The organism is Streptomyces vietnamensis (assembly GCF_000830005.1).
Classification (GTDB): Bacteria; Actinomycetota; Actinomycetes; order Streptomycetales; family Streptomycetaceae; genus Streptomyces; species Streptomyces vietnamensis.
This window is the reverse complement of sequence record NZ_CP010407.1, coordinates 7,764,855-7,785,423: the sequence shown is the minus strand read 5'-3', so window position 1 is coordinate 7,785,423 and position 20,569 is coordinate 7,764,855. Positions and strand designations below refer to the sequence as shown.

The 20,569-nt window shown below is 73.2% G+C and carries 19 protein-coding genes; 10 read left to right on the top strand and 9 right to left on the bottom strand.

Annotation, left to right across the window (positions count from 1 at the left end; genetic code table 11):
* The first annotated feature begins 9 nt into the window (after window positions 1–9).
* Window positions 10–1,023 (top strand): radical SAM protein, encoded by a 1,014-nt coding sequence (locus SVTN_RS34755; RefSeq protein WP_041132652.1) that lies wholly within the window; start codon window positions 10–12, stop codon window positions 1,021–1,023.
* A gap of 106 nt (window positions 1,024–1,129) precedes the next feature.
* Window positions 1,130–2,479, top strand: coding sequence for a carboxyl transferase domain-containing protein (locus SVTN_RS34750; RefSeq protein WP_041132651.1), 1,350 nt, complete (start codon window positions 1,130–1,132; stop codon window positions 2,477–2,479).
* A gap of 69 nt (window positions 2,480–2,548) precedes the next feature.
* Here the strand turns inward: SVTN_RS34750 and SVTN_RS34745 are convergent, their stop codons facing one another.
* From SVTN_RS34745 to SVTN_RS34735, 3 genes are all read right to left on the bottom strand, one after another.
* Window positions 2,549–2,875: a hypothetical protein gene (locus SVTN_RS34745; RefSeq protein ID WP_041132650.1), complete on the bottom strand. Its 327-nt coding sequence runs from the start codon at window positions 2,873–2,875 to the stop codon at window positions 2,549–2,551.
* Window positions 2,876–2,939: 64 nt separating this feature from the next.
* Entirely contained in the window at window positions 2,940–3,410 is a 471-nt protein-coding gene (locus tag SVTN_RS34740; protein WP_052499466.1) for an ATP-binding protein, read from the bottom strand.
* Window positions 3,411–3,546: 136 nt separating this feature from the next.
* The gene (locus SVTN_RS34735; protein ID WP_041132649.1) at window positions 3,547–4,755 is read right to left on the bottom strand and encodes a serine hydrolase domain-containing protein; all 1,209 of its coding nucleotides are present in this window, start codon (window positions 4,753–4,755) and stop codon (window positions 3,547–3,549) included.
* A gap of 191 nt (window positions 4,756–4,946) precedes the next feature.
* Here SVTN_RS34735 and SVTN_RS34730 point away from each other — a divergent pair, with 191 nt between their 5' ends.
* From SVTN_RS34730 to SVTN_RS34720, 3 genes are all read left to right on the top strand, one after another.
* Window positions 4,947–5,348, top strand: coding sequence for a hypothetical protein (locus SVTN_RS34730; RefSeq protein WP_041132648.1), 402 nt, complete (start codon window positions 4,947–4,949; stop codon window positions 5,346–5,348).
* 122 nt (window positions 5,349–5,470) lie between these two features.
* A complete protein-coding gene (locus tag SVTN_RS34725; RefSeq protein WP_052499465.1) occupies window positions 5,471–6,865 on the top strand; it encodes an MFS transporter in 1,395 nt (464 codons plus the stop codon).
* A gap of 128 nt (window positions 6,866–6,993) precedes the next feature.
* Window positions 6,994–7,530 (top strand): SgcJ/EcaC family oxidoreductase, encoded by a 537-nt coding sequence (locus SVTN_RS34720; protein WP_041132647.1) that lies wholly within the window; start codon window positions 6,994–6,996, stop codon window positions 7,528–7,530.
* Here the strand turns inward: SVTN_RS34720 and SVTN_RS34715 are convergent.
* From SVTN_RS34715 to SVTN_RS34705, 3 genes are read right to left on the bottom strand one after another with little or no spacing between them, the layout of a single operon-like run.
* The gene (locus SVTN_RS34715; RefSeq protein WP_041132646.1) at window positions 7,493–8,929 is read right to left on the bottom strand and encodes a sensor histidine kinase; all 1,437 of its coding nucleotides are present in this window, start codon (window positions 8,927–8,929) and stop codon (window positions 7,493–7,495) included. The genes SVTN_RS34720 and SVTN_RS34715 overlap by 38 nt on opposite strands.
* On the bottom strand, window positions 8,926–9,603 hold the full coding sequence (locus SVTN_RS34710) for a response regulator transcription factor (RefSeq protein WP_041132645.1): 678 nt from the start codon (window positions 9,601–9,603) through the stop codon (window positions 8,926–8,928). The genes SVTN_RS34715 and SVTN_RS34710 overlap by 4 nt, the downstream gene beginning before the upstream one ends.
* 58 nt (window positions 9,604–9,661) lie before the next feature.
* The gene (locus SVTN_RS34705; RefSeq protein WP_041132644.1) at window positions 9,662–10,153 is read right to left on the bottom strand and encodes an SAM-dependent methyltransferase; all 492 of its coding nucleotides are present in this window, start codon (window positions 10,151–10,153) and stop codon (window positions 9,662–9,664) included.
* 331 nt (window positions 10,154–10,484) lie between these two features.
* Here SVTN_RS34705 and SVTN_RS34695 point away from each other — a divergent pair, with 331 nt between their 5' ends.
* Window positions 10,485–12,299 (top strand): FAD-dependent monooxygenase, encoded by a 1,815-nt coding sequence (locus SVTN_RS34695; protein ID WP_052499770.1) that lies wholly within the window; start codon window positions 10,485–10,487, stop codon window positions 12,297–12,299.
* Here the strand turns inward: SVTN_RS34695 and SVTN_RS34690 are convergent.
* Window positions 12,276–13,925 carry a glycosyl hydrolase family 8 gene (locus tag SVTN_RS34690; RefSeq protein ID WP_041132642.1) on the bottom strand — a complete coding sequence of 550 codons (1,650 nt, stop codon included), beginning with the start codon at window positions 13,923–13,925 and terminating at the stop codon, window positions 12,276–12,278. The genes SVTN_RS34695 and SVTN_RS34690 overlap by 24 nt on opposite strands.
* Window positions 13,926–14,033: 108 nt before the next feature.
* Window positions 14,034–15,086 carry an AI-2E family transporter gene (locus SVTN_RS34685; RefSeq protein WP_041134552.1) on the bottom strand — a complete coding sequence of 351 codons (1,053 nt, stop codon included), beginning with the start codon at window positions 15,084–15,086 and terminating at the stop codon, window positions 14,034–14,036.
* A 209-nt stretch (window positions 15,087–15,295) separates the two neighbouring features.
* Here SVTN_RS34685 and SVTN_RS34680 point away from each other — a divergent pair, with 209 nt between their 5' ends.
* Window positions 15,296–15,994: a hypothetical protein gene (locus SVTN_RS34680; RefSeq protein ID WP_159026546.1), complete on the top strand. Its 699-nt coding sequence runs from the start codon at window positions 15,296–15,298 to the stop codon at window positions 15,992–15,994.
* A gap of 25 nt (window positions 15,995–16,019) precedes the next feature.
* On the opposite strand, the gene SVTN_RS34675 is transcribed toward SVTN_RS34680, so the two are convergent.
* Window positions 16,020–16,250, bottom strand: a complete 231-nt coding sequence (locus SVTN_RS34675; protein WP_041132640.1) for an acetylxylan esterase — start codon at window positions 16,248–16,250, stop codon at window positions 16,020–16,022.
* Window positions 16,251–16,513: 263 nt separating this feature from the next.
* Between SVTN_RS34675 and SVTN_RS34670 the strand changes: the two genes are divergently transcribed.
* From SVTN_RS34670 to SVTN_RS34660, 3 genes are read left to right on the top strand one after another with little or no spacing between them, the layout of a single operon-like run.
* Complete coding sequence (locus SVTN_RS34670) at window positions 16,514–17,596, top strand: phytanoyl-CoA dioxygenase family protein (RefSeq protein WP_041132639.1); 1,083 nt, start codon at window positions 16,514–16,516, stop codon at window positions 17,594–17,596.
* On the top strand, window positions 17,578–18,891 hold the full coding sequence (locus SVTN_RS34665; protein ID WP_041132638.1) for a DUF6271 family protein: 1,314 nt from the start codon (window positions 17,578–17,580) through the stop codon (window positions 18,889–18,891). The genes SVTN_RS34670 and SVTN_RS34665 overlap by 19 nt, the downstream gene beginning before the upstream one ends.
* Window positions 18,888–20,567: a condensation domain-containing protein gene (locus SVTN_RS34660; RefSeq protein WP_041132637.1), complete on the top strand. Its 1,680-nt coding sequence runs from the start codon at window positions 18,888–18,890 to the stop codon at window positions 20,565–20,567. The genes SVTN_RS34665 and SVTN_RS34660 overlap by 4 nt, the downstream gene beginning before the upstream one ends.
* Window positions 20,568–20,569: the final 2 nt, after the last annotated feature.

Sequence of the window (20,569 nt, the reverse complement as noted above, 5' to 3'; positions counted from 1 at the left end):
GGAGCCGACGTGGAGATCCCCGACCACCCGCTGGAAGTCCTGTGGGACATCACGTACGCCTGTCCCCTGCGGTGCACGCACTGCTACTCGGAGTCCGGGCGGCGCCCGGCGCGCCGGCTCTCCGGTGCGGACATGCTGCGGGCCGCCGACGCGATCCTGGCCCTCGGGGCGGAGGGCGTCTGTCTGGCCGGGGGCGAACCGCTGCTCGTGCCGGAGCTGTTCGCGGTGGCGGAGCGGTTCACGGCCGCCGGGGTGCCGGTGTCGCTGTTCACCAGCGGCTGGACGCTCGACCGGGCGTCGGCCGAGGCGGCCGTCGGCGCCTTCTCGGCGGTGAGCGTGAGTCTCGACGGGGCCACGGCGGAGGTCCACGACCGGATCCGCGGCCGGCGCGGCTCCTTCGACCGGGCGGTGGCCGCCCTCGGGCTGCTGACCGAGGGCGGCGGCGCCACCGTCGGCGTCGACTACGTGGTCATGCGGAGCAACGCCCCTCAGGTCGAGGAGTTCCTGACGACCGTCGCACCCCGGTTCCCGGGCCTCGGGCAGGTGTCGTTCGGGGCGGTCGTCCCGGAGGGGCTCGCCAGCCGGGCGGGTTTCGCGGAGCACGAGCTGCTGTCCGAGGAGCAGGTGCGGCTCCTGGGCAGTGCGGAGTACGGGCGGCGGCTCCAGGAGCTCGCGCCGCCGGGCGTCCGGGTGACCACCACCGACAACCTGGCCCTGCAGATGCGTCCGGACCTGATCGGGGCGGGCGTGTGCCTGCCCGTGCTCCAGATCGAACCGGACGGCGCGGTGCGGGCGATGGCCGCCTACGAGGGGACCGTCGGGAACGTGCTGACGGATCCCCCGGCGGAGCTGTGGCGGCGGGCCGTCGCCCGCTGGCACGACCCGTTCGTACGGGAGACCCTGGCGCCGGTGCGGACCATGCGGGAGTGGGCGGAGGCCACCCGGGCGATCGACCTCCGCTTCGGCACGGAGGCCGACCGGCAGCGGATCGCCCGCCGCCCGGCCTTCGTCCCGCGCGGCTGACGGCTACCGGGCGGTACGGTGGAGGTGCGGCACGGCACGATCCCGTACGCACCCGAGCACCGCACCGTCCCGTACGCACACTCCGGCGAGGAGCGGCGAGGCCCGCATGAGCGACCCGACGACGGCACGCGAGGCGATCGCCCTCGTCACCGACGACTTCAGCGAACTCCCCTTCACCGAAGGCCCTTTGACCGGTGACGGGCCGATCGGCTGGCCCGGGTACTCGGCCGCGCACGCGCGTGCCGCCGACCGCACCGGCGAGACCGAGTCGGTGGTCTGCGGCACGGGCACGGTGGGCGGGGTGACGGCGGTACTGGTCTCCTTCGAGTTCCGGTTCCTCGGCGGGTCCCTCGGGGAACGGACCGGCGCGCGGGCCGCCGCCGCCCACGCCCTGGCCCGGGAACGACGCCTCCCCGTGGTCGTCCTGCCGGCCACCGGCGGCAGCCGGATGCACGAGGGGATGCGCGCCCTCCTCCAACTCCAGTACCTGGCCCGCGAGTCGGAGCTCACCCGGGCCGCCGGACTGCCGCAGATCGCCGTGCTCCGGGATCCGACGACGGGCGGCGGCTGGGCCACGCTCGGCGCCGGCTCCGATGTCGTCCTCGCCCTGCCCGGCGCCCAGGTCGGCTTCGCCGGCTCCCGCGTACGGCCGGCGGACGCGGACCCGGCCGCGTACACCGCGGAGGCGCAGCTCGCCCACGGTCACCTCGACGCGATCGTGCCTCCCGGCGCGCTGCGCGAGACCCTCGGGCGCTGGCTCTCGCTGCTCGTCCGCCCCGCCGAGGGCCCGGTCGCGCCGCCGTACGCGCTCGGCGACCCGGGTGCGCCGCCCGCCGCGAGCGGCCGGGAGGCCGTGGCGCGGGCCAGGCACCCGGACCGGCCCCGGGCCGCCGCGTACCTCGACGCCCACTTCACCTTGCGCGAGGAGATCTCCGGCGACCGCTGCGGGGGCGTCGACCCGGGCATGCGGTGCGGCTTCGGGCGGCTCCCCGACGGCCGTACCGTCGCCTACGCGGCCCAGTGCGGCACCGCGACCCGCCCGGCGGGCTTCCGCACGGCCGCCCGGCTCGTACGCCTGGCCGACCGGCTCGGGATCCCGGTGCTCACGCTGATCGACACCCCCGGCGCGGCGAACGACCCGGCGGCGGAACGCGCGGGCGCGGGGACCGCGATCGCCGACCTGTTCGCCGCCGTCGCCTCCGCCCGCACCCCGCTCACCTCACTGCTCATCGGCGAGGGGGGTTCGGGCGGCGCCCTCGCCCTCGCCGCCCCGGGCAACACCTGGGCCACGCCGGACAGTTACTTCTCCGTCATCGCGCCCGAGGCCGCCACCGCCATCCTCAAGCGAGCCCCCGAGGAGTCGGCGACCACCGCCGACCAGCTGCGCCTGCGCCCCCGGGACCTGGTGGACCTGGGCGTCGTCCGGGGCGTCGTGAAGGAGCGTCCCAGGGCCTGATCCGACGGGAATCGTCGGACAGGCCCGGGGCCTGTCCGACCCTGATCCGCCGGACAGGCCCGAGGGTTCTCACTGATCGCCCAGGGCCCGCTTCAGTTCGGCCTTGTCCATCGAGGAACGGCCGTGGATGTTGCGGCGCTGCGCCTCGGCGTACAGCTGGTCGTACGTCGGACCCTCCGAGCCGCTGTGCGAGCGCTTGCCGCCGCGGCGCGAGGAGGACATGTCCTGCGTCGAGCTCTTGCTCGCGGTCTTCGACTCGCCGGACCGCGCCCGCTCCTTGTTCACCGTGCGCGCGGCGATCTCCTCGGCGCGCTTCTCGCTCTCGCCCCGATCCAGCGCGCTCTCCTTGATGTGCTCGTACTGCCGCTCCCGCTTGGCGTTCGATCCGCGCGGCATGATCCGCTCCTCTCCGTCCGGAAACGACCACCCCCTGTGCGGCGGCTGCCCGCACCGGCGGGATCTATTCCGGTCGGCCCGTCCCCCTTCCGGTCGGGCGGCCGACCTCCAGCCACACCACCTTGCCCACGGCCCCCGCGCCCTTGTCCCGGCTCCCCCAGTCGCCGGCCAGCCGGTCCAGGACCATCAGGCCGTGCCCGCCGGGCAGTGCGGGGGAGCGGGAGACCCGCACGCGCGGATGCTCCGGGCTGGCGTCGGACACCTCCACGCGCAGCCGCCCGTCCCCGTGCCGCAGGACGAACTCCTCGGGGCCTCCGGCGTGCAGGCAGGCGTTGGTGACCACCTCGGACACGAGGAGCAGGACGTCCTCGACCCGCTCCTCCGCCTCCTCGCTGTCCGCCGGGATCCACCCCCAGTCGGCCAGCGCCTCGGCCGTGAAGTCCCGGCAGCGCGAGACCACCCCGCGCGTCCCGTGCAGCACGAGCCTGCGGACCTGGTGCGGGGGCCCGGCATCGCCGTCGTCACCGCCTCCCACTCGCCCACCTCCTCCCCACCAGTTTCGGACAGGTGGCCACAAAGAGCGAAGCCGAGGGCTGGAGGGGGTGGGGCGCCAGGGCCGGTCCGGTCCGGTCCGGACCGGACCGGACCGGCCCTGATCCGCCGGACAGGCCCTAGCGGGGCTGGACCGCGCCGTCGTAGACGTGGTCCGGGGTCACGATGGCCGTGATCGCGCGGGCGAGGGGCGTCGACGGCTCCTGGCCCTGGCTGGTGATGTCCGTGTTGATCATGATGACGAGCGTGGCGTCCCGCTCGGGCAGGTAGACGGTCACCGTCTCGTACCCCGGGATCGAGCCGTTGTGCCCGATCCAGCCGTTGGCGTCGAAGACGCCGAGGCCGTAGCTGAGGCCGGGGTGGCCCGTCGGCAGCGTCCTGAGCCGCTGCGCCTGCGTCTCGGGGCTGAGCAGCTCACCGGTGGCGAGGATCTTCGCCCAGCGGCGCAGGTCGTGCTGGTCGGAGATCATCGCCCCGGCCGCCCAGGCCCAGCTGGGGTTCCAGTCGGTGGAGTCCACGACCGCGCCGTTGAGCGTCTGGTTGGTGTAGCCGCGGGGGTGCGGCTCGGGGAACTCGGGCCCGCTCGGGAGGAACGTGTGGCGCAGGTGGGCCGGCCGGAGCACCCGGTTGCGGAGGAACCGGTCGAGGGGCTGACCGCTGACCTTCTCGACCACCAGGCCGAGGAGCACCAGGTTGGAGTTCGAGTACTCGAACCGCGCGCCCGGCTGGAAGGTGTTCTTGTGCTTGAAGCCGTACGCGAGCGCCTCCTCCGGGGTGAAGAAGCGCTGCGGCTCGCTGAGCAGGTCGTGGATGAAGCCGGGGTCGGAGGTGTACGGGAAGAGGCCGCTGCGCATCTCGGCGAGGTGGCGCAGGGTGATCCGGTGCCCGTTCGGCACTCCGTGGACGTAGCGGGCGATGGGGTCGTCCAGACGGATCCGGTGGTCGTCGACGAGCTTCAGGAGCGCGGTGACCGTGAAGGTCTTGGTCTCGCTGCCGATGCGGATGAAGCCGTCGGTGGACATCGGCTCGCCGGTGACCTTGTCGGCGACGCCGGTCGCGCGGACGTAGCTGCCCCGGCCCGGCATCCAGAGGCCGACGGCGACGCCGGGGATGCCGGCCTGCTTGCGGACGTCCTCGATGGCCTTGTCGAGCCGGGCGGTCAGCTCGGGGCCGAATCCTCCCGGCGGGCAGTCGTCCTCGCCGTGCGTGCCGACGGCGGCGGGGCTCGCGGCGTGGACGGCGGCGGCGGGCGTCGCCGTCATCGGCGCGAGGACGGACGCCACGAGCAGCGTCGCGGCGAACAGCCGTCGGGAGGGGGTACGTCGCATGTCGGGGGCGCCTCTTCCGGGTCACGAGAGCTTCGGGAGGGCCACATCACCACCGGGGGCCGACGCGAGGGCCCTCCCCTCCGGTGCGTGCGCGGCGAGTCCACCCGTACGGGGCCACGCGGATAACCGGGACGGCCGCAGGGGCCGGATGCCGGAGAATGACACCCCGACTACCTGGAGACGAAGGAACGATGACGCTGAACGAGGGCCGACGGGTGAAGCTGGCGGTGGATCTCCGTCTTGGGCAGGTCGTCCCGGACGGCGAAGACGCCTCCGGGACCGGGGCCGGGACGGGAACCGGGGCCGGGTTCCTGGCTCTCGCGGCCGGCGTCGAGGGCACCGTCGAGCGGGTGGACGAGGACCGGCCGCAGAGCCAGGAGGTCCGCGAGTACGAGCGCCTCAAGTCCCTCCTGGACGACTTCGGCCACCAGATGCCCCCGGGCAGCAGGCGGCAACTGGAGGAGCAGGTCGGCTCCCTGGAACCCGCGTGGACCGCGCACCAGGAACGCAAGCTCCGTCTGACGGTCCGCGTCCGCTTCGACAACGGCTTCGTCCTCGACGACGCCCCCGGAGACCTCTTCACCTCCGCCTGAGTGCCCTTTGCAGCACCTTTTCGCGGCATCTTTTGCGGTCTTCGCAAAATTCTTTGCCGCTCCCCTCCCCCGGTCCGAGTCTGGGCAGCGTCAGCTTCCGGCTCGTCGAAGGGGGAACTCACGTGCTCACCACATCCCGGACCGCTCCGCCACCCGCCCCGCTGAGCGCGCGCCGCCGCTGGACGGTCCTCGCGGTCTGCGCGCTCAGCATGTTCCTGGTGGGCGTCGACGCCACCATCGTCAACGTGGGACTGCCCGAGATCGGGCGGGGCCTCGACGTGGGCACCCGCGGGCTCGAATGGGTCGTCGACGCCTACACCGTGGTGATGGCCAGTCTGCTCATCGTCTCCGGCGCCCTCGCCGACCGCCTCGGGCGCCGCCGGGTCTTCCGGTGCGGGCTGCTCGTCTTCGGACTCGCCTCCCTCGTGTGCGCCCTCGCCCCGTCGCTCGGTGTGCTCGTCGCCGCCAGGGCCGTCCAGGGGATCGGGGCGTCGATGCTGAGTCCGGTGGCCCTGGCGATCGTGGTGAACGCGATGCCCGACCCGCGAGAACGGGCACGGGCGATAGGGGTGTGGGCCTCGGTCTTCGGGCTGAGCATGGCGGCGGGCCCGGTCACCGGTGGGGCGCTCATCGCCGCGTTCGGCTGGCGCTCGGTGTTCTGGATCAACGCGCCGGTGGTGGTCCTCGCCCTCGTCCTGGTCGCCCTGTTCGTACCGGAGTCCCGTGGGGAGCGCGCCCGTCGCCTCGACCTGCCGGGGCAGGTGCTCCTCACCGTGGTGCTCTTCCTGACCGTCGGTCTCCTCATCGAAGGCCCCCGCATCGGCTGGACGTCGCCCGTCGCCCTCGCCGGTTACGCGCTGACGGCGGCGGCCACGGCCGGCTTCGTCCGGGTCGAACTCCGGCGCGAGGAACCCCTGATGGACCTCGGCCTGTTCCGCCGGCCGCCGTTCGTCACGGCGGTGCTCGGTGCGACGGCGGTCTTCGTCGCCCTCAACGTGACCCTGCTGCTCAGCACCCTCTACCTCCAGCAGGCCCGTGGCCTGACGCCGCTCGCGGCCGGCGCCACGACGCTTCCCATGGCGCTCGGGGCCACGCTGTGCGCGCCCTGGTCCGGCGTCCTGGTGGGCCGGATCGGGCCACGGCGGCCGCTGCTCCTCGCGGGCGGGTTCATCACCGCCGGCGGCCTGTGCCTGGTGGGCCTGGGCGGGGAAACGAGCATGTCGCTGATCCTGCTCGCCTTCCTGCTCATCGGCATCGGCTTCGGCTTCGCCAACGCACCCCTGACCAATACGGCGGTCGGCGGTCTGCCGCCGTCCCGGGCCGGGGTGGCGGGGGCGATCACGTCCACCTCGCGCCAGGTCGGCGTGGCGGTCGGCATCGCCGTCGCCGGCGGTCTCGTCGCGGGCGCCGGACCGGCCGCTCTCGCCGCCGCGACCCGTCCGGGCTGGCTGATCGTCTCGGCGTGCGGACTCTTCCTCCTCGTCGTGGCGCGCACGGCGGGGGCCCGACGCCGATAGGGCGTCTTTCCCGAGTCTTGGCCGGGCGCTTGACGTCCGCTGTACGGGTGCTGCATCGCGCGCGGCGAGAGTGGCAGCACCCGAACGCACCGGCGTTCGGGGCACGTTCACTCGCAGCAGGAGCTCTGATGAAGCGCACGTCCCGTAACCGCTCCGTCCTCGCCGGCGGTCTCGCCGTGGCAGCCCTCGGCACCCTCGTCGCCGGGGTCGGCGTGGCACAGGCCGACGAGAAGGGCCACCGGCAGGTCAAGGCCGGCGAGAACCGGCGGGCCAAGGTCTCCGAGCGGGAGATCGCCGGCCTGTTCGACCGGTGGAACGCGGCGCTGCGCTCCGGCGACCCGGAGCGGGTCACCGACCTGTACGCCGAGGACGCCGTCCTGCTGCCGACGGCCTCCCCGCGGATACGCACCGACCACGCGGGGATAGCCGACTACTTCGCGCACTTCCTGCAGAAGAAGCCGAGGGGCGAGAAGATCCGTACGGAGATCGACGTCCTGGACTCCGACTCGGCGATCGACGCCGGTCTCTACCGCTTCCACCTCACCGACCCGAAGACCGGTGTCACCAAGCCGGTCGACGCGCGCTACACCTACGTGTACGAGAAGCGCGACGGCAGGTGGCTGATCGTCAACCACCACTCCTCGGTGCTCCCGGCCGAGGGCTGATCCAGCGGGGTCCTTCGGCCGCGGTCCGCAGCACGATCCGTACGCACAGTCCGCCGCCGGGCGCGTCCCGCAGGGCCACCGCCCCGCCGTCGTCCGTGACCAGCTGCTTGACGATGGCGAGCCCGAGGCCGGAGCCCGAGCGCCCGGTCAGTCCCTGGCCGCGCCAGAACCGGTCGAAGGCGCGGGCCTGTTCGGCGGCGGACATGCCGGGGCCCTGGTCGAGGACCTCCAGGACCGCCTCCTCCGGGCCGCCCGCCTCCATCCGTACGGTGATCGTCCCCCGGTCCGGGGAGACCTCGAGGGCGTTGGAGAGCACGTTGTCGAGGACCTGGTCGAGGTTGCCGGGCCCGGCGAGGACCCGGGGCAGGTCCTCGGCGTCGCCGGTGAGGACGATGGTCACCCCGCGTTCGTCGGCGGCGGGGCGCCAGACCTTCAGCCGCTCCTCGACCAGCTCGCGCAGCGCCAGCGGTTCGGGCGCGGACACCTTGGCCTCGGCGCGGGCGAGCACGAGCAGCCCGCTGACCAGACGGCTCATCCGTACGACCTCGGCGGTGGCCTGGTCGACGTCCTCGCGGACGAACTCGTCGTCGACGCCGTCCGCGATGTTGTCGAGCGAGAGGCGCAGTGCCGTCAGCGGGGTCCGCAGCTGGTGCGAGGCGTCCGCGACGAAGATGCGCTGCGAGGCGACGAGGGTGTCGAGGCGTTCGGCGCCCTGGTTGAGGGTGCGGGCCAGGGTCTGCGTCTCCTGCGGTCCCGTGACCGGCGAGCGGGCGGTGAGGTCGCCGTCGCCGAACCGGCTGGCCATATCGTTGAGCTGGCGCAGCGGCTTGGTGAGCAGCCGGGCGACGATCGCGCCGAGTCCGGCGGCGACCGCGAGCACGCCGATCGCGAGGATCGCCCGGAAGCCCCAGATCCGCCACAGCCGGTCGCTCAGGTCGGCGGTGGCGTACCGGATGCGCACGGCGCCGACGATCCGCTCCGGCTCCCCCGCCTCGCGGGGCGCGTACACGGGTACGGTGACGACCAGTTCGGGTCCCCAGACGAGCCGGGACCCCCAGTCCACGGTGGTCCTGCCGCGCGCGAGCGCCGCGCCGAACGCCGGGTCGTCCGGGTGCTCCGGCAGGGGCAGCGGCTCCATGGCGCTCCGGCCGTCGGCGGCCACCACCTCCACGGTCCCGGGCGTCTCGTCCGCGTACGCCCCGGCCATCCGGGCGAGGGCCTGCCGGGCGGGGGCGTCGCCGTCCCCGAGGAGCAGCGCCATCGTGGTGGCCTCGCGGCGTACGGACTCCTCGGTGTCGCCGCGCAGTTGGGCGGTGAGCGTGAACGCGACCGGCACCGTGAAGGCGGCGAGCGCCACCGCCACCAGGAGCACGTAGCTGACGATGAGCCGTCTGATCACGGGCGGCCCACGGACTCCACGACCAGGCGGAAGCCCACGCCGCGGACCGCCTCGACGGTCACGGCCCCGGCGAGCTTGCGCCGCAGCGCCGCCACGTGGACGTCGAGGGTCTTGGTCGGGCCGAACCAGTTGGCGTCCCAGACGGCTTCCATGATCTGCTCGCGGGACATCAGGGCGCCCGGCTCCTCCGTGAGGAACGCGAGCAGGTCGTACTCCTTGGGCGTGAGCGCCACTTCGGCGTCGTCCAGCCACACCCGCGCCGCCTTGCGGTCGACGCTCAGCCGGGCACCGTACCGCTGGGGTCCCGTGGGCTGGTCCGCCGGCCGGACGCGGCGCATCACGGCCCGGATCCGGGCGATGACCTCGCGGACCCCGAAGGGCTTGGAGACGTAGTCGTCGGCGCCGATCTCCAGGCCGACGACCCGGTCGGTCTCGTCGCTGCGGGCGCTGATCACGATGATCGGCACGTCACCGCGCCGCCGCAGCGCCCGGCAGACGTCGAGCCCGTCGGTGTCGGGCAGGCCGAGGTCGAGCAGGACCAGGTCGTACGGGGTGGTGACGGCGAGCCCCGCCGTCCCCGTGGTGACCCACTCCACCTCGAACCCGTAGCGCAGCAGCCCGCGCCGCAGGGACTCCGCGACCGGCTCGTCGTCTTCCACCAGCAGTACACGCACGGGGCAACCCTAGTTCGGGTTCCGTACGCCGGTTCACCACCGAGTGCCGGGCCCCGGGTCAGTAGTAGTGGCGCATGATCTCGTCGGCCCAGGCGGGCTGCGTGGTCGGTCCCTGGGGGCCGAACTCCGTCATGTACGGCTTGATGTCGAGGACCGGAGTGCCGTCGACCGCGTCCAGGCCCCGGACGTGGAGGTCGAGTCCTTCCGTACGGATCAGGCGGCAGCGGGAGACGCCGAGGCGGTTGGGGCGGTTCTTGCCGCGCTGGGCGAAGATCCCGACCAGCGGCCACTCCTCGTTGCCGCGCGGGTGCCGGGCGCCGGTCTCGACGGCGTCGGGGCTCACCCGGTCGAAGTGGTAGACGATCTCCAGGTGCGAGAAGGCGTCCAGACCGGCCAGCGCCTCGGGGCCGAAGGCCTCCGCGTCGAGGCGGACGACCGACTCGACGTCCCCCCACTCGTCGTCCCGCACCTCGCCCCGACCGCCGACGACATGCCCCACCGGGTGCGCGACGATCGTGACCGGGGTGTGCTCCGCGTGCTCCTGCGCCATCGGGTTCTCGTCCTCTCGTGGCCGTGGCCGCACCCCGGCGGGGCGGGCCCCGGCACGGTACCCCTTCGCGGCGGCTACCGGGGCAGGACGATCGCGGTGGGCACCGGTCCTTCGCGCACCAGCCGGCGTCCGGTGAAGTGGTCCGCCAGGCGGAGGCGACGGCGTCCGGGAGGAGTTCCGCGATCATCCGGCGCGCTCCCCGGTGTCCTCGGCGGGAGCGATCGGTTCGAGCGTGGCCGCGACGGTACCGGCCCGGACGGCCGTACCGTCCGCCGGTCGGCCCGGGGCCGGATGGCCGTACCGCTCGCCGACCCCGCGGGCCCGGGTGACGATGGCGTACGGGAATCCGACAGGCCCTAGGGAGGCACGCGTGGCGCACCGGACCACCACCACCGACGTCCTGATCGTGGGCGCGGGCCCGGTCGGCCTGAGCGCGGCCGCCGAGCTGCGCCGGCACGGCGTGCACTGCCGGCTCGTCGACCGGCTGCCCGCCCGGCTCCCGTACGCCAAGGCCGTCGGGATCCAGCCGCGCACCCTGGAGCTCTGGGACCGGATGGGCCTGGTCCGGGCCGTCCTGGAGGCCGCCGTGCCGCTGCGCGGCCAGTTGACCTACGTCGACGGCCGCGAGGAGGGCCGCATCGAGCTCGCGATGCCTCCCGAGGTGCCGTACGGCTTCGCCGCGCTGCCGCAGTACGAGACGGAGCGGCTCCTCGAACAGTACGTCGCCCGCCTGGGGACGGTGGTCGAACGCGGTACGGAACTGGTGTCGTTCACCCAGGACCGGGACGGGGTCACCGCGCGGCTGCGCACGGCGTCCGGCGCCGACGAGGAGCTGCGGGTCCCGTACCTGATCGGCTGCGACGGCGCGCACAGCGTCGTCCGGAAGACGCTGGGTCTGTCGTACGAGGGCGGCGCGTTCCAGGAGGAGTACATGCTCGGCGACGTCGTGGCCGACTGGGACCTGCCCCATGGTTACGGCATCCGTTCCGGTCGGCGGGCGGCCGACGGTTCCACGGGCGACGTGCTGGTGTGCATCCCGCTGCCGGGGGCGGGGCGCTACCGGATGTCGATGAAGCTCCCGGCGGGGTTCTCCGCGGCCCGGGGCGCGGCCGCGCCGGACGGGGTGGCGCACGGCCCGCAGAGCGGCCGGGTGCCCGGGCTCGCCGACCTCCAGGCCGTCGTCGACCGTCTCGCGCCGCGCCCGGCGCGGCTTTCGGGACTGCGCTGGTCGTCGGTCTTCCGCATCAGCCACCGCATCGTCGACCACTACGGCCGGGGTCGGGTCTTCGTGGCGGGCGACGCGGCGCACATCCATCCGCCCACCGGCGCCCAGGGCATGAACACGGGTGTGCAGGACGCCTGCAACCTGGCCTGGAAGCTCGCGCTCGTGGTGCGGGGCGAGGCGGGGCCCGCGCTGCTCGACACGTACGACGCCGAGCGCCGTCCGGTCGGCGAGGAGGTCGTCGGCCGGACCGTGCGGCACGCCGTGCGGGGGATCGACGCCGACCCCGAGGACCGGCGGACGCTGCTCCTGCGCGAGGCGCAACTGCTCGTGAACTACCGGGGCGGTCCGCTCTCGGCGGCTCCGTACGGTCCGGAGCGCGCGCCCCAGCCGGGCGACCGGGCCCCGGACTGCGCGGGTCTGACCACGCCGATCGCCGCCTATCCGCTGCGGCTTCTCGACGTGTTGCGGGGGCGCCCGGGGCACATGGTGCTGCTGTACGGGTCGAACGGGGCCGAACTGGCCGGGGCCGCCGCGGCGGCGCGGGCGGTCGGCGGCCTGCCGGCCGTCGCGATCCTGGCGGCCGACGCGGACGAGACGGCCGGCGGGGACGAGACCGTCGGCGGGGGCGAGGGCCCCGGCGGGGACGAGGGCCCCGGCGTGGGCACGGCTGCCGACGCGGCCGCCGGGGCGGGAGCAGGGGCCGCCGCGCCCGCGGTTCCGTTCGTGCCCGTCTACCGTGACGCCGCCGGGGAGTTCGGGCGCCTCTACCTCCCCGACGGCGCGACCGGTTTCGTCGTCCGTCCCGACGGGCAGCTCGGCGCCCGTTTCCCGCTCGCGGGTACCGCCGCCGCCCTGAGTGCGTATCTCAGGGCCCTGTCCGTGCGGCGGGACACCCCGCTACGGGACCCAGTGGTTGCCTGAGGCCGTGATCATCACCTGGAGCTGGATGCTGGCCGAGAAGTAGCTGCTCGTGTCGACCGGGGTCGCCAGCATCTTGTTCCACAGGGCGTCCAGCCAGGCCTGGCTGCCCGGGTCGGTCATCGCGGCCACCGCGAACGGGGCGAAGAAGGCGGCCTCGCTGCCGGAGGAGATCTGGGTGCCGTTGAGCTTGTAGCCGACGGCGATCCTGTTCGGGTCGCCGCCGGTCTTCGTCTTGATCCAGCCGTTGACCTTCCGGGCGGCGGCGAGGGACGTGGTGTCGCCGCTGGTCACGGCGTCGTCGCCGATCCGCCACGGCGTACGGCAGGCGTTCCACCAGTACGAGCCGTCGTTGGGGTCCTCAAGGACCTGTCCGGGGGCGGGTTTGGGCGTGGTGTTCGTGTCGACGACGAAGTCGGGCAGGAGTCCGGTGCCGGAGGCGTAGGTGGACTGGAGGCGGGAGATCTGCGTCTGGTGGGCGCTGCGCACGGCGTCCCAGGTGGTGTCGCCCGAGGCCGCGCGGAAGGCGCGGAAGTGGTCGGCCATCCAGTCCGACGTACGGGTGATGTAGTAGTACTGGTCGCCCGAGCTGCTCCAGTCGCCCAGCTTCAGGAGCTTGGTCGTGGGGTTGACCTCGTCCTTCTTGATGGCGGCGATGTGCTTGAGCGCGAGGTCCTTGTAGTTGTACGTGCCGCTGCTGCCCCACTGCTTGTCGGCGAGGAGCAGGCCGTAGGCGACGTCCATGTCGCCGTCGGTGGCGCCGTCGCCTCCGTTGACGCTCTTGCAGGCGGTGTCCTGTTCGGCGGCGAGGAGGTTCGGGTTGACCGAGGACGGGTGGTCGATCTTCCACTTGACGAGACCGTCGAAGATCTTCTTGGCGTCCGGGTCGGCGCCCGCCATGGTGGCGGTGACGACCATGCCGTAGCCCTGCGCCTCGGCGACGTACGGGTGGTCGGCGTCGGGCGAGATGATCTGGTACCAGCCGTTGCCGCAGTTCTGCCGGACGAAGGCGGCCTTCCACCTGTTGTAGTAGTCGACGACCTTCTGGTCGAGCGCGGACTGCGTGCCGGTGGGCTTGAGGATGCCGGCGGCGTAGGGCTTGAGGTGGCTGCCGAAGGGGACGGCCGGTCCGCTGCCGCCCCCGCCGGTGCCGGTGGGTGCGCCGTACACCTCGAACTCCCAGAGGGAGTAGCCGTACGGCGTGCCGCGGCCCGTGCCGTACATGCGGACGTAGCGGCCGCTGCCCGAGACCGTGAGGTCGTCGGTGGCGCCGTCGCCTGCGGTGGTGGAGTAGACGTCGGTCCAGGTCGTCCCGTCGGCGGAGGTCTGGATGCGGTACGCCTTGCCGTACGCGGCCTCCCAGTTGAGCTTCACCCGGGAGATCGTGTGGTCGGCCCCGAGGTCGATCCGTATCCACTGCGGGTCGGCCCCTTCCAGGCTCGCCCAGCGGGTGGCCGTGCTGCCGTCCACCGCGAGGCCGGGCCCGAAGGCCGAGGTCTCCACGGACGAGGCCGTCACCGGCTTCCCTCCGGACACCAGGCCGTCGGCGGCCTGTGCCTGCGGCAGGACCGTCAGGGGCAACGCCAGCAGACCCGCGAGCCCGAGAAGCGAGACGCTTCGTCGACGCATGTCAACTCCCTTTCCCTCCATGGCCAATGGTTAGGAAATATTCCTAACCATTGGCGGGGAGAGTAGAGAGGCCGCCCGCCCGGCGCAAGACCCCGCGCACGGGGTGGCTCAGCCGCGCGCCTCGCGGAGCGCCGTGTACACCGACCAGACGACCGAGACCAGCGGCACGGCCACCACCGCGCCCACCACACCCGCGGCGATCGAGCCCGCGACCACCGAGATGGCCACCACCAGCGGGTGGAGCCGCACCGCCCAGCTCATGACCAGCGGGTGCAGCAGGTGCCCCTCGATCTGGCCGATGATCACGATCAGGGCGACGACGAGCCCCGCCACCAGCGGGCCCTTCGAGGCGAGCGCCACGACCGTGGCGATCGCGAGGGCGATCGGCGAGCCGACCAGCGGGATGAAGGCGGCGAGGAATTCGAGGAGGGCGAGCGGCACCGCGAGCGGCACGCCGAGGGCCCAGAGGGCGATGCCGACGAGCACCGCGTTGGTCGCGGCGACCAGGATGATGCCGTGGGTGTAGCCGGTGAAGGTGCTCCAGGCCGCGCGCCCGCCGATGGCGACGCGGTCGCGCACCGAACTCGGGAGCTGCTCCTGGAACCAGGCCCAGTGCCGGTCGCCCGAGTGGATGAAGAACACCGAGGAGAACAGGCCGAGGACCAGGGTGGCGAAGACGGCGACGACATGGCCGGCTCCGCTCACCGCCGTACTGAGCAGGGCGGACCGGTGGCTGGAGAGGTAGTCGCCGACCTTGGACTGCAGGCCGGAGAGCGTGTCCGGGTCGAGGCGGAACGGCGGCCGCTGCAGCCAGTGCTCGATCCGCCCGATGCCCTCCCGGAACTCGCGCACCAGCGTGGTCTGCTCCCCCGCGACCGCCTCGCCGACCAGCGTGAGCACTCCGAGGACGAGCGCGATGCTGACGATCAGGGTGAGGGCGACCGCCGCCGCGCGGGGCAGCAGCCGGGCGACCACGTCGGCGACGGGCCTGAGCAGCGCGGTGAGCACCAGGCCGAGGAAGACGGCCACGCCGATCTCGTGGAAACGCCCGAGCACCGCGAACAGGGCGTGGACGAGGAGGCCGACGACGAGCAGCCGCCATGCGTAGGCGGCGGCTGTACGGAGGAAGGGGGTCACCGTCGGGGGTGTGCCTGGCTGCATGGCCATCGACGTACCACCGCCGGCCCGCCGGGCCACGCCCGGGGCCCCGGATTCGCCCGACCCGGTCGCGGCATTCGCCCGACCGGCACCTTCGGGGCCGCCTGTCGTCAGGATCACAACAACGATGCGGTGAAGCCCCCGGGGCCGCGCCGTGCCCGCGGGCAGAATGGGCCCCGAATCCGGCGTCTTCACTCTCGGGGGAACGTGACGTGTCCAGACTGAACCGGTGGTGCCTCGTCCTTGCCGTGGCCGCACCCCTCGCGCTCGCGGGCTGCTCCAGCGAGCCGCCGCCGCTGGAGTTCGGCGCGGCGAAGCCCTCGGGCCCGAAGCTGGCCGCGCAGCCGGCAGCGAACGGCTCGCTGCCGCTCGATCAGTGGCCGAACGCCTGCGAGGTGCTGAGCGACACGGAGATCCGGGCGATCCTCCCGCAGGCGACCGACTTCGCGCGGGAGCCGGTGAAGGTCACGATCATCGACTTCAACCCGCTGTCGGAGTCCGCGCCCGGCACGACCGGTGACGTCCCGGCCGGCGGCTGCGAGTTCAGGTTCGGGCTGCCGTCCGAGTACGAGAGCGAGCACAACAGCAGCGTCAAGGTCACCTTCACGGCCATCGCCGATCCGGCCCTCGTGAAGCAGAACTACGCCGAGGACCTGGCGTCCGCGCGCAAGCGGGCGGGCGAGGGCACGTACAAGAAGGAGTTCCGGGACCTCGGCACCTCGCTCGGCACCGAGGGCTGCTTCCTGCCGGACGTCTCCGACGGGCCCACCTGCCACGAGGGCCCGTACCAGTTCGAGGTGAGCGGCATGTCCACCGCGGACGGCGTCGGGGAGTACCCGCAGTCGGAGCGGAACTGGAGCGAGAAGGTCCTCACCCAGGTCGTCCGGACGCTGGGTCCCCGCATGCGCTGACGGTGACGGGCCCTGGGGCCCGGGGTCAGTTGACGCCGCTCAGGAAGCGCTCCCGGACGCGTCCGAGGGTGCGGAAGTCGTCGATGGTGACCTCCTGGAGGTCGATGGAGCTGCCGGAGAGCTCCTCCAGGAGGTCGATGAACTCCAGGAAGTCCATGGAGTCGATGAGCCGCGCCTCGATGAGGTCCTCGTCGGTGTCGATCGGCCCGTCGAGACCGGGGTTCTTCTCCCGGAGCCAGGCGGTGATGGGTTCCATGGGGTCACTCCTCGTCGCAGAAGGGGTCGTCGGCCACGGCACGGCGAAGAAGTCGCCCGATGCTCCATCAGGGGCCGGACTGCGCATGGGGACAGTAAGCCAGCTCGTCGATGGTTGTCTAGACCAAAGCCGCCGCCCCGCCGAGTCCGCCGCCCCCTCAACTCGACACGCGGACGGAGCACTTGACAGAAGCTATGGTCTAAACCAATTCTTCTGGACGACGTGGCCGCCTGACCTCCGGCCACCGCCTCTGGAGGAACCCCGTGACGACACCCGCTCCGCACCGCCCCGCCCGCCGCCCCTACCTGCACCGGGCGGCTTCGGACCTGCCGTACTTCAGCGCGGACGGCGAGTCGTACCTCGCCCAGACCACCCTGCGGGAGCTGAAGAAGTCGCGGCCGCTGCGGGTGCTGTCCGAGGAGGACTTCGCCCACTGGCAGACGTACGGCTACGTCATCGTCCGCGAGGCGATCCCGGCGGAGGCGGCGCGGCGCCTGCTCGACTTCGCCTGGGACTTCCAGGGCCTCGACCCCGACCGACCGGAGAGCTGGTACGAGGACCGGCCGTTCCGCTCCGAACTGGACCAGCAGCTGCACGTGTACGGCTTCGTGGAGGCGTACCACCACCAACTGCTCTGGGACAGCCGCCAGTCCCAGCGGGTGTACGACGCCTTCGTGGACGTGTGGGACTGCGAGGAGCTGTGGGTCACCCAGGACCGGCTCAACCTCAACCCGCCCAACGTGCGCAACCGCGACCGCGCCCTGATCGAGCCCACCGACCGGGGCTTCGACATCGAGCTGCACTGGGACATCGACACCACGCTCGGCGTGCCCCCGCAGCGGGTGCAGGGGATCATCGCGCTCAACGACACGCGCCCGGAGTCCGGCGGCTTCCAGTGCTGCCCGGAGCTCTTCCGGCGGTTCGAGGAGTGGAAGCTCGGTCAGCCCGGCGACCGGGACCCCGTCCGGCCCGCCGTGGACCGGACGGAGTTCCCCGTCGTCCGCCCCGATCTGCACCCCGGCGACCTGCTGATCTGGAACGGTCTCCTCGCCCACGGCGTGGCCCGCAACACCTCGTCCGACCAGGTGCGGGCGGTCCAGTACCTGTCGATGATGCCGGCCCTGGAGGAGCACGCGAAGCTGCGGAAGTCCCGCGTCGAGTCCTGGCGGCACCTGCGCACCCCGCGCTGGAACCGCACCCTGGTCGGCGACCCCGTCCTGCACGAGTCCAAGCGCTATCCCACGGCTTCCCTGAACGAGCTCGGGAGCCGCCTCCTCGGACTCACCTCCTGGCACGCCACAGGGACAGCAGCGGGCGAGGAGTCGGCGTGCGCCGTGTCTGCCTGACCCTGCCCACCCACCGCGCCTGCCCCGACACGATCCGGGCGGTCGCGGAGGAAGCCGCCCACGGCGCCCGTCACTTCGACGTCGAGGTGCACCTGCTGATCCTGGACTCCTCCCAGGCCCCCGTCCTCGCCGGGCACCGGCAGGTGGTGGCCGCGCTCCCCCGCGTACCCGGCGTGGTCGTCCACCACCTCGACGAGACCGCACAACGGGCCTTCCTGCGCGGGGCGATCGCCCGGTCCGGGGCCGCCGAGGGCGCCGCCGGGCCGGAGCGGATGCTCGGCCTGATGCTGCCGTCCCGCGTGTCCTACGGCGCCTGCACCAACCGCGCCTTCCTGTTCGCGGAGGCGCTCGGCTGCGCGTCGGTGCACCGCAGGGACTCCGACAGCCGCTACCAGCACCTGGACGGGGAGCCGGTCTTCCCCCTCCACCACGAGCTCACGGCCCTGGGCCGGCCGGCCGCCGAGGTGGCGGGGCTCGTGTCCCGCAGCAGGCTCGACCCGGCGTACGCACACCGGCCGGTGGCCCTGGTCGGCGGTTCCTTCGTCGGCGAGATGTCCGTGGACGTCGAGGAGATCCGCAGGCTCGACCCGCTCGTGTACGAGGACGTCATCGGCCTGTCCGTACCGGACGGCTATCCGGAGATCTGGCGGAGGAACCTGATCACCGAGTCGTTCCGGGGCGCCGGGACCGCCGCGTACACCGGTGACCTGACCACGCTCACCACCGTCAGCCCCACGCGCGTCGACATGTGCAACATCGCCCTCGCCCGCGAGGTGTACGGCCGGGTGCCGCTGCCGCCCGCCACCGACACCATCGGCAGCGACTACTTCCTCCTGCACCTGGTCCACGACGCCCGGCTGCCGGGCGTGCTGCACAACCGGCACATCGTCAACTTCCACACCGGCGAACGGCGTTCCGACAGCGGATTCCTCGCCTACCAGCTGCGGTTCGCGAAGTTCCTGCTCGCGGCCCCGCACCTCCACTCCGTGTACGCCGGGACGACGGCGGCCGGCGAGTCGCTGCTCGACACCGGGGGCGGGCTCCGCGCCTCCGCCGTCGCCGACCTCGTCCGGGAGAGCACGCGCCTCGACCCGCTGGAGAACGCCGAGCGCCTCGACGTCGTCGAGCGCTCCTACCGCAAGCTCGGCGGCCGCTACGCCGAGGCGGCGGACTTCCTCGCCGCCCGCCGCGAGCGGCTGATCGACGAAGTCCGGGAGGACATGGCGGAGTTCGCCCTCCTGATCGACGCCTGGGAACCCCTGGCCCGCGAGACCGCTTCGAAGGGCATCGCATGACCAGGACGCACACGGTCACCGTCGGCTACGCGGGCGGCGAGGAGCGCCGGGGCCCCGTCACGATGGGCCAGGCCAACATGATCCGCTGCATGCTGCGGGACGAGCCCGAGCACATCAACATCCACGCCGTGTGGCCCGTGCCCGGGGGAACCCGGACGGAGGCGGCGATCGACGCGCTGCGCGCCCTGGTGGTGCGGCACGAGGCGCTGCGCACGACGTTCCCGCACGCGCCGGGCGAAGCTCCCCGCGAGCAAGTCGTGGCGGCGGAGGGCGAGTTCACGGTCACGGTCCTCGACCACGACGAGCATCCCCCGGAGGGATACGCCGACTCCGTCGCCCGCCGGAACCGTGTCGAACGGTTCCACCTGGACCGGGACTTCGGCCTGCGGATCTCCCTCGTCGCCGTGGCGGGCGCGCCCTTGTCCGTCGCCCTCGCGGCGAGCCACGCCGTCACGGACATCAGCGCCCTCTCCGTCCTGGAGGAGGACTGGCGCGACCTGCTCGCCGGCCGGACGCTCCCCGCCGTGACGGCCTTCACCCCGCTCGACCTCGCCGCCGAGGAGGCGACCCCGGGCGGGCTCCGGAAGGCCGAAGCGTCCCTGCGGCACTGGGAACGGATCATCCGCACCGACCCCCAGGCGATGTTCGCGGAGCCGGGCGCCGTGGGCACCGAGGTCGAGGCGGAGCAGCTGACGCTCCGCTCGCTGCGGGGCGCCCGGGCGCTCGCCCTCGCGGCGGAGCGCACCGGAGGCCTGCCGTCCACGGTGCTGCTCACGGCCTGGTGCGCGCTGATCGCCCACCGTGCGGGCCAGCCCTCCTGCGTCGCCGCCGTCCCGACCTCCAACCGGTTCCTGCCCCGGCTCGCCCGCTCGGTGAACACCGTGTCCCAGGACGCGCTGCTCTCCCTCGACGTGCGGGTGCCGTCCTTCGACGCGCTCCTGCGGAAGGCGTGGGGAGCGGCGCTCAACGCCTACCGGCACAGCCGGTTCGACGCGGTCCGCCTCTGGGAGGTGATCGACGCCGTCACGTACGAGCGCGGCAGCCGCTTCGCCCGCGACGTCGTCTTCAACGACGTCAGCGCGCTGCCGAGCGGGGCCACGGGGCCGGCCGAAGGGCCCGAGTTGGAAGTGGTGCGGGGGCAGGTCCAGGTGCTGCCGACCCGCGTGCTGACCTTCGTCCACGAGACGGCGCCCGTGCTCCGGCTCGGGCTGTGGGTCGACCCCGCGCTGTTCACGCCGGACGAGGCCGAGGGCTTCCTCACCGGTCTGGTACGGCTCCTGGAGGCGGCCGCGACCGAGGACGTGCCGCTGGCGACGCTCACCGAGGTGACGGGCGTGAGGCCGGTCGAGCGCGGCGCGGAGTGGCGCCGGGTGGACGGCTCGTGGGTGTCGCCGTCCGAGGTGGCGGACGTCCTGAGCGGGGCGCTGGGAGGCGTACCCGTACACGTGGCTCCGGACGCGGACGGCCTCGTGGCGTTCCTCGCCTCCGGCGGCTCCCCGCTCACGCCGGAGCGGGCGCACGCGGCGCTGATGGACGCACTCCCGGGCCGCCCGGGAGTGCTGGCCCCGTGCCGGTACGTGATCGTGCGGGACGCGCCGGCGGAGGCGGACCGGACCGGTGCCTGGCTCCGGCAGCGGATTCTCACGGAAGGGGCCGGCCGGGACCGGCGCAGCTGACA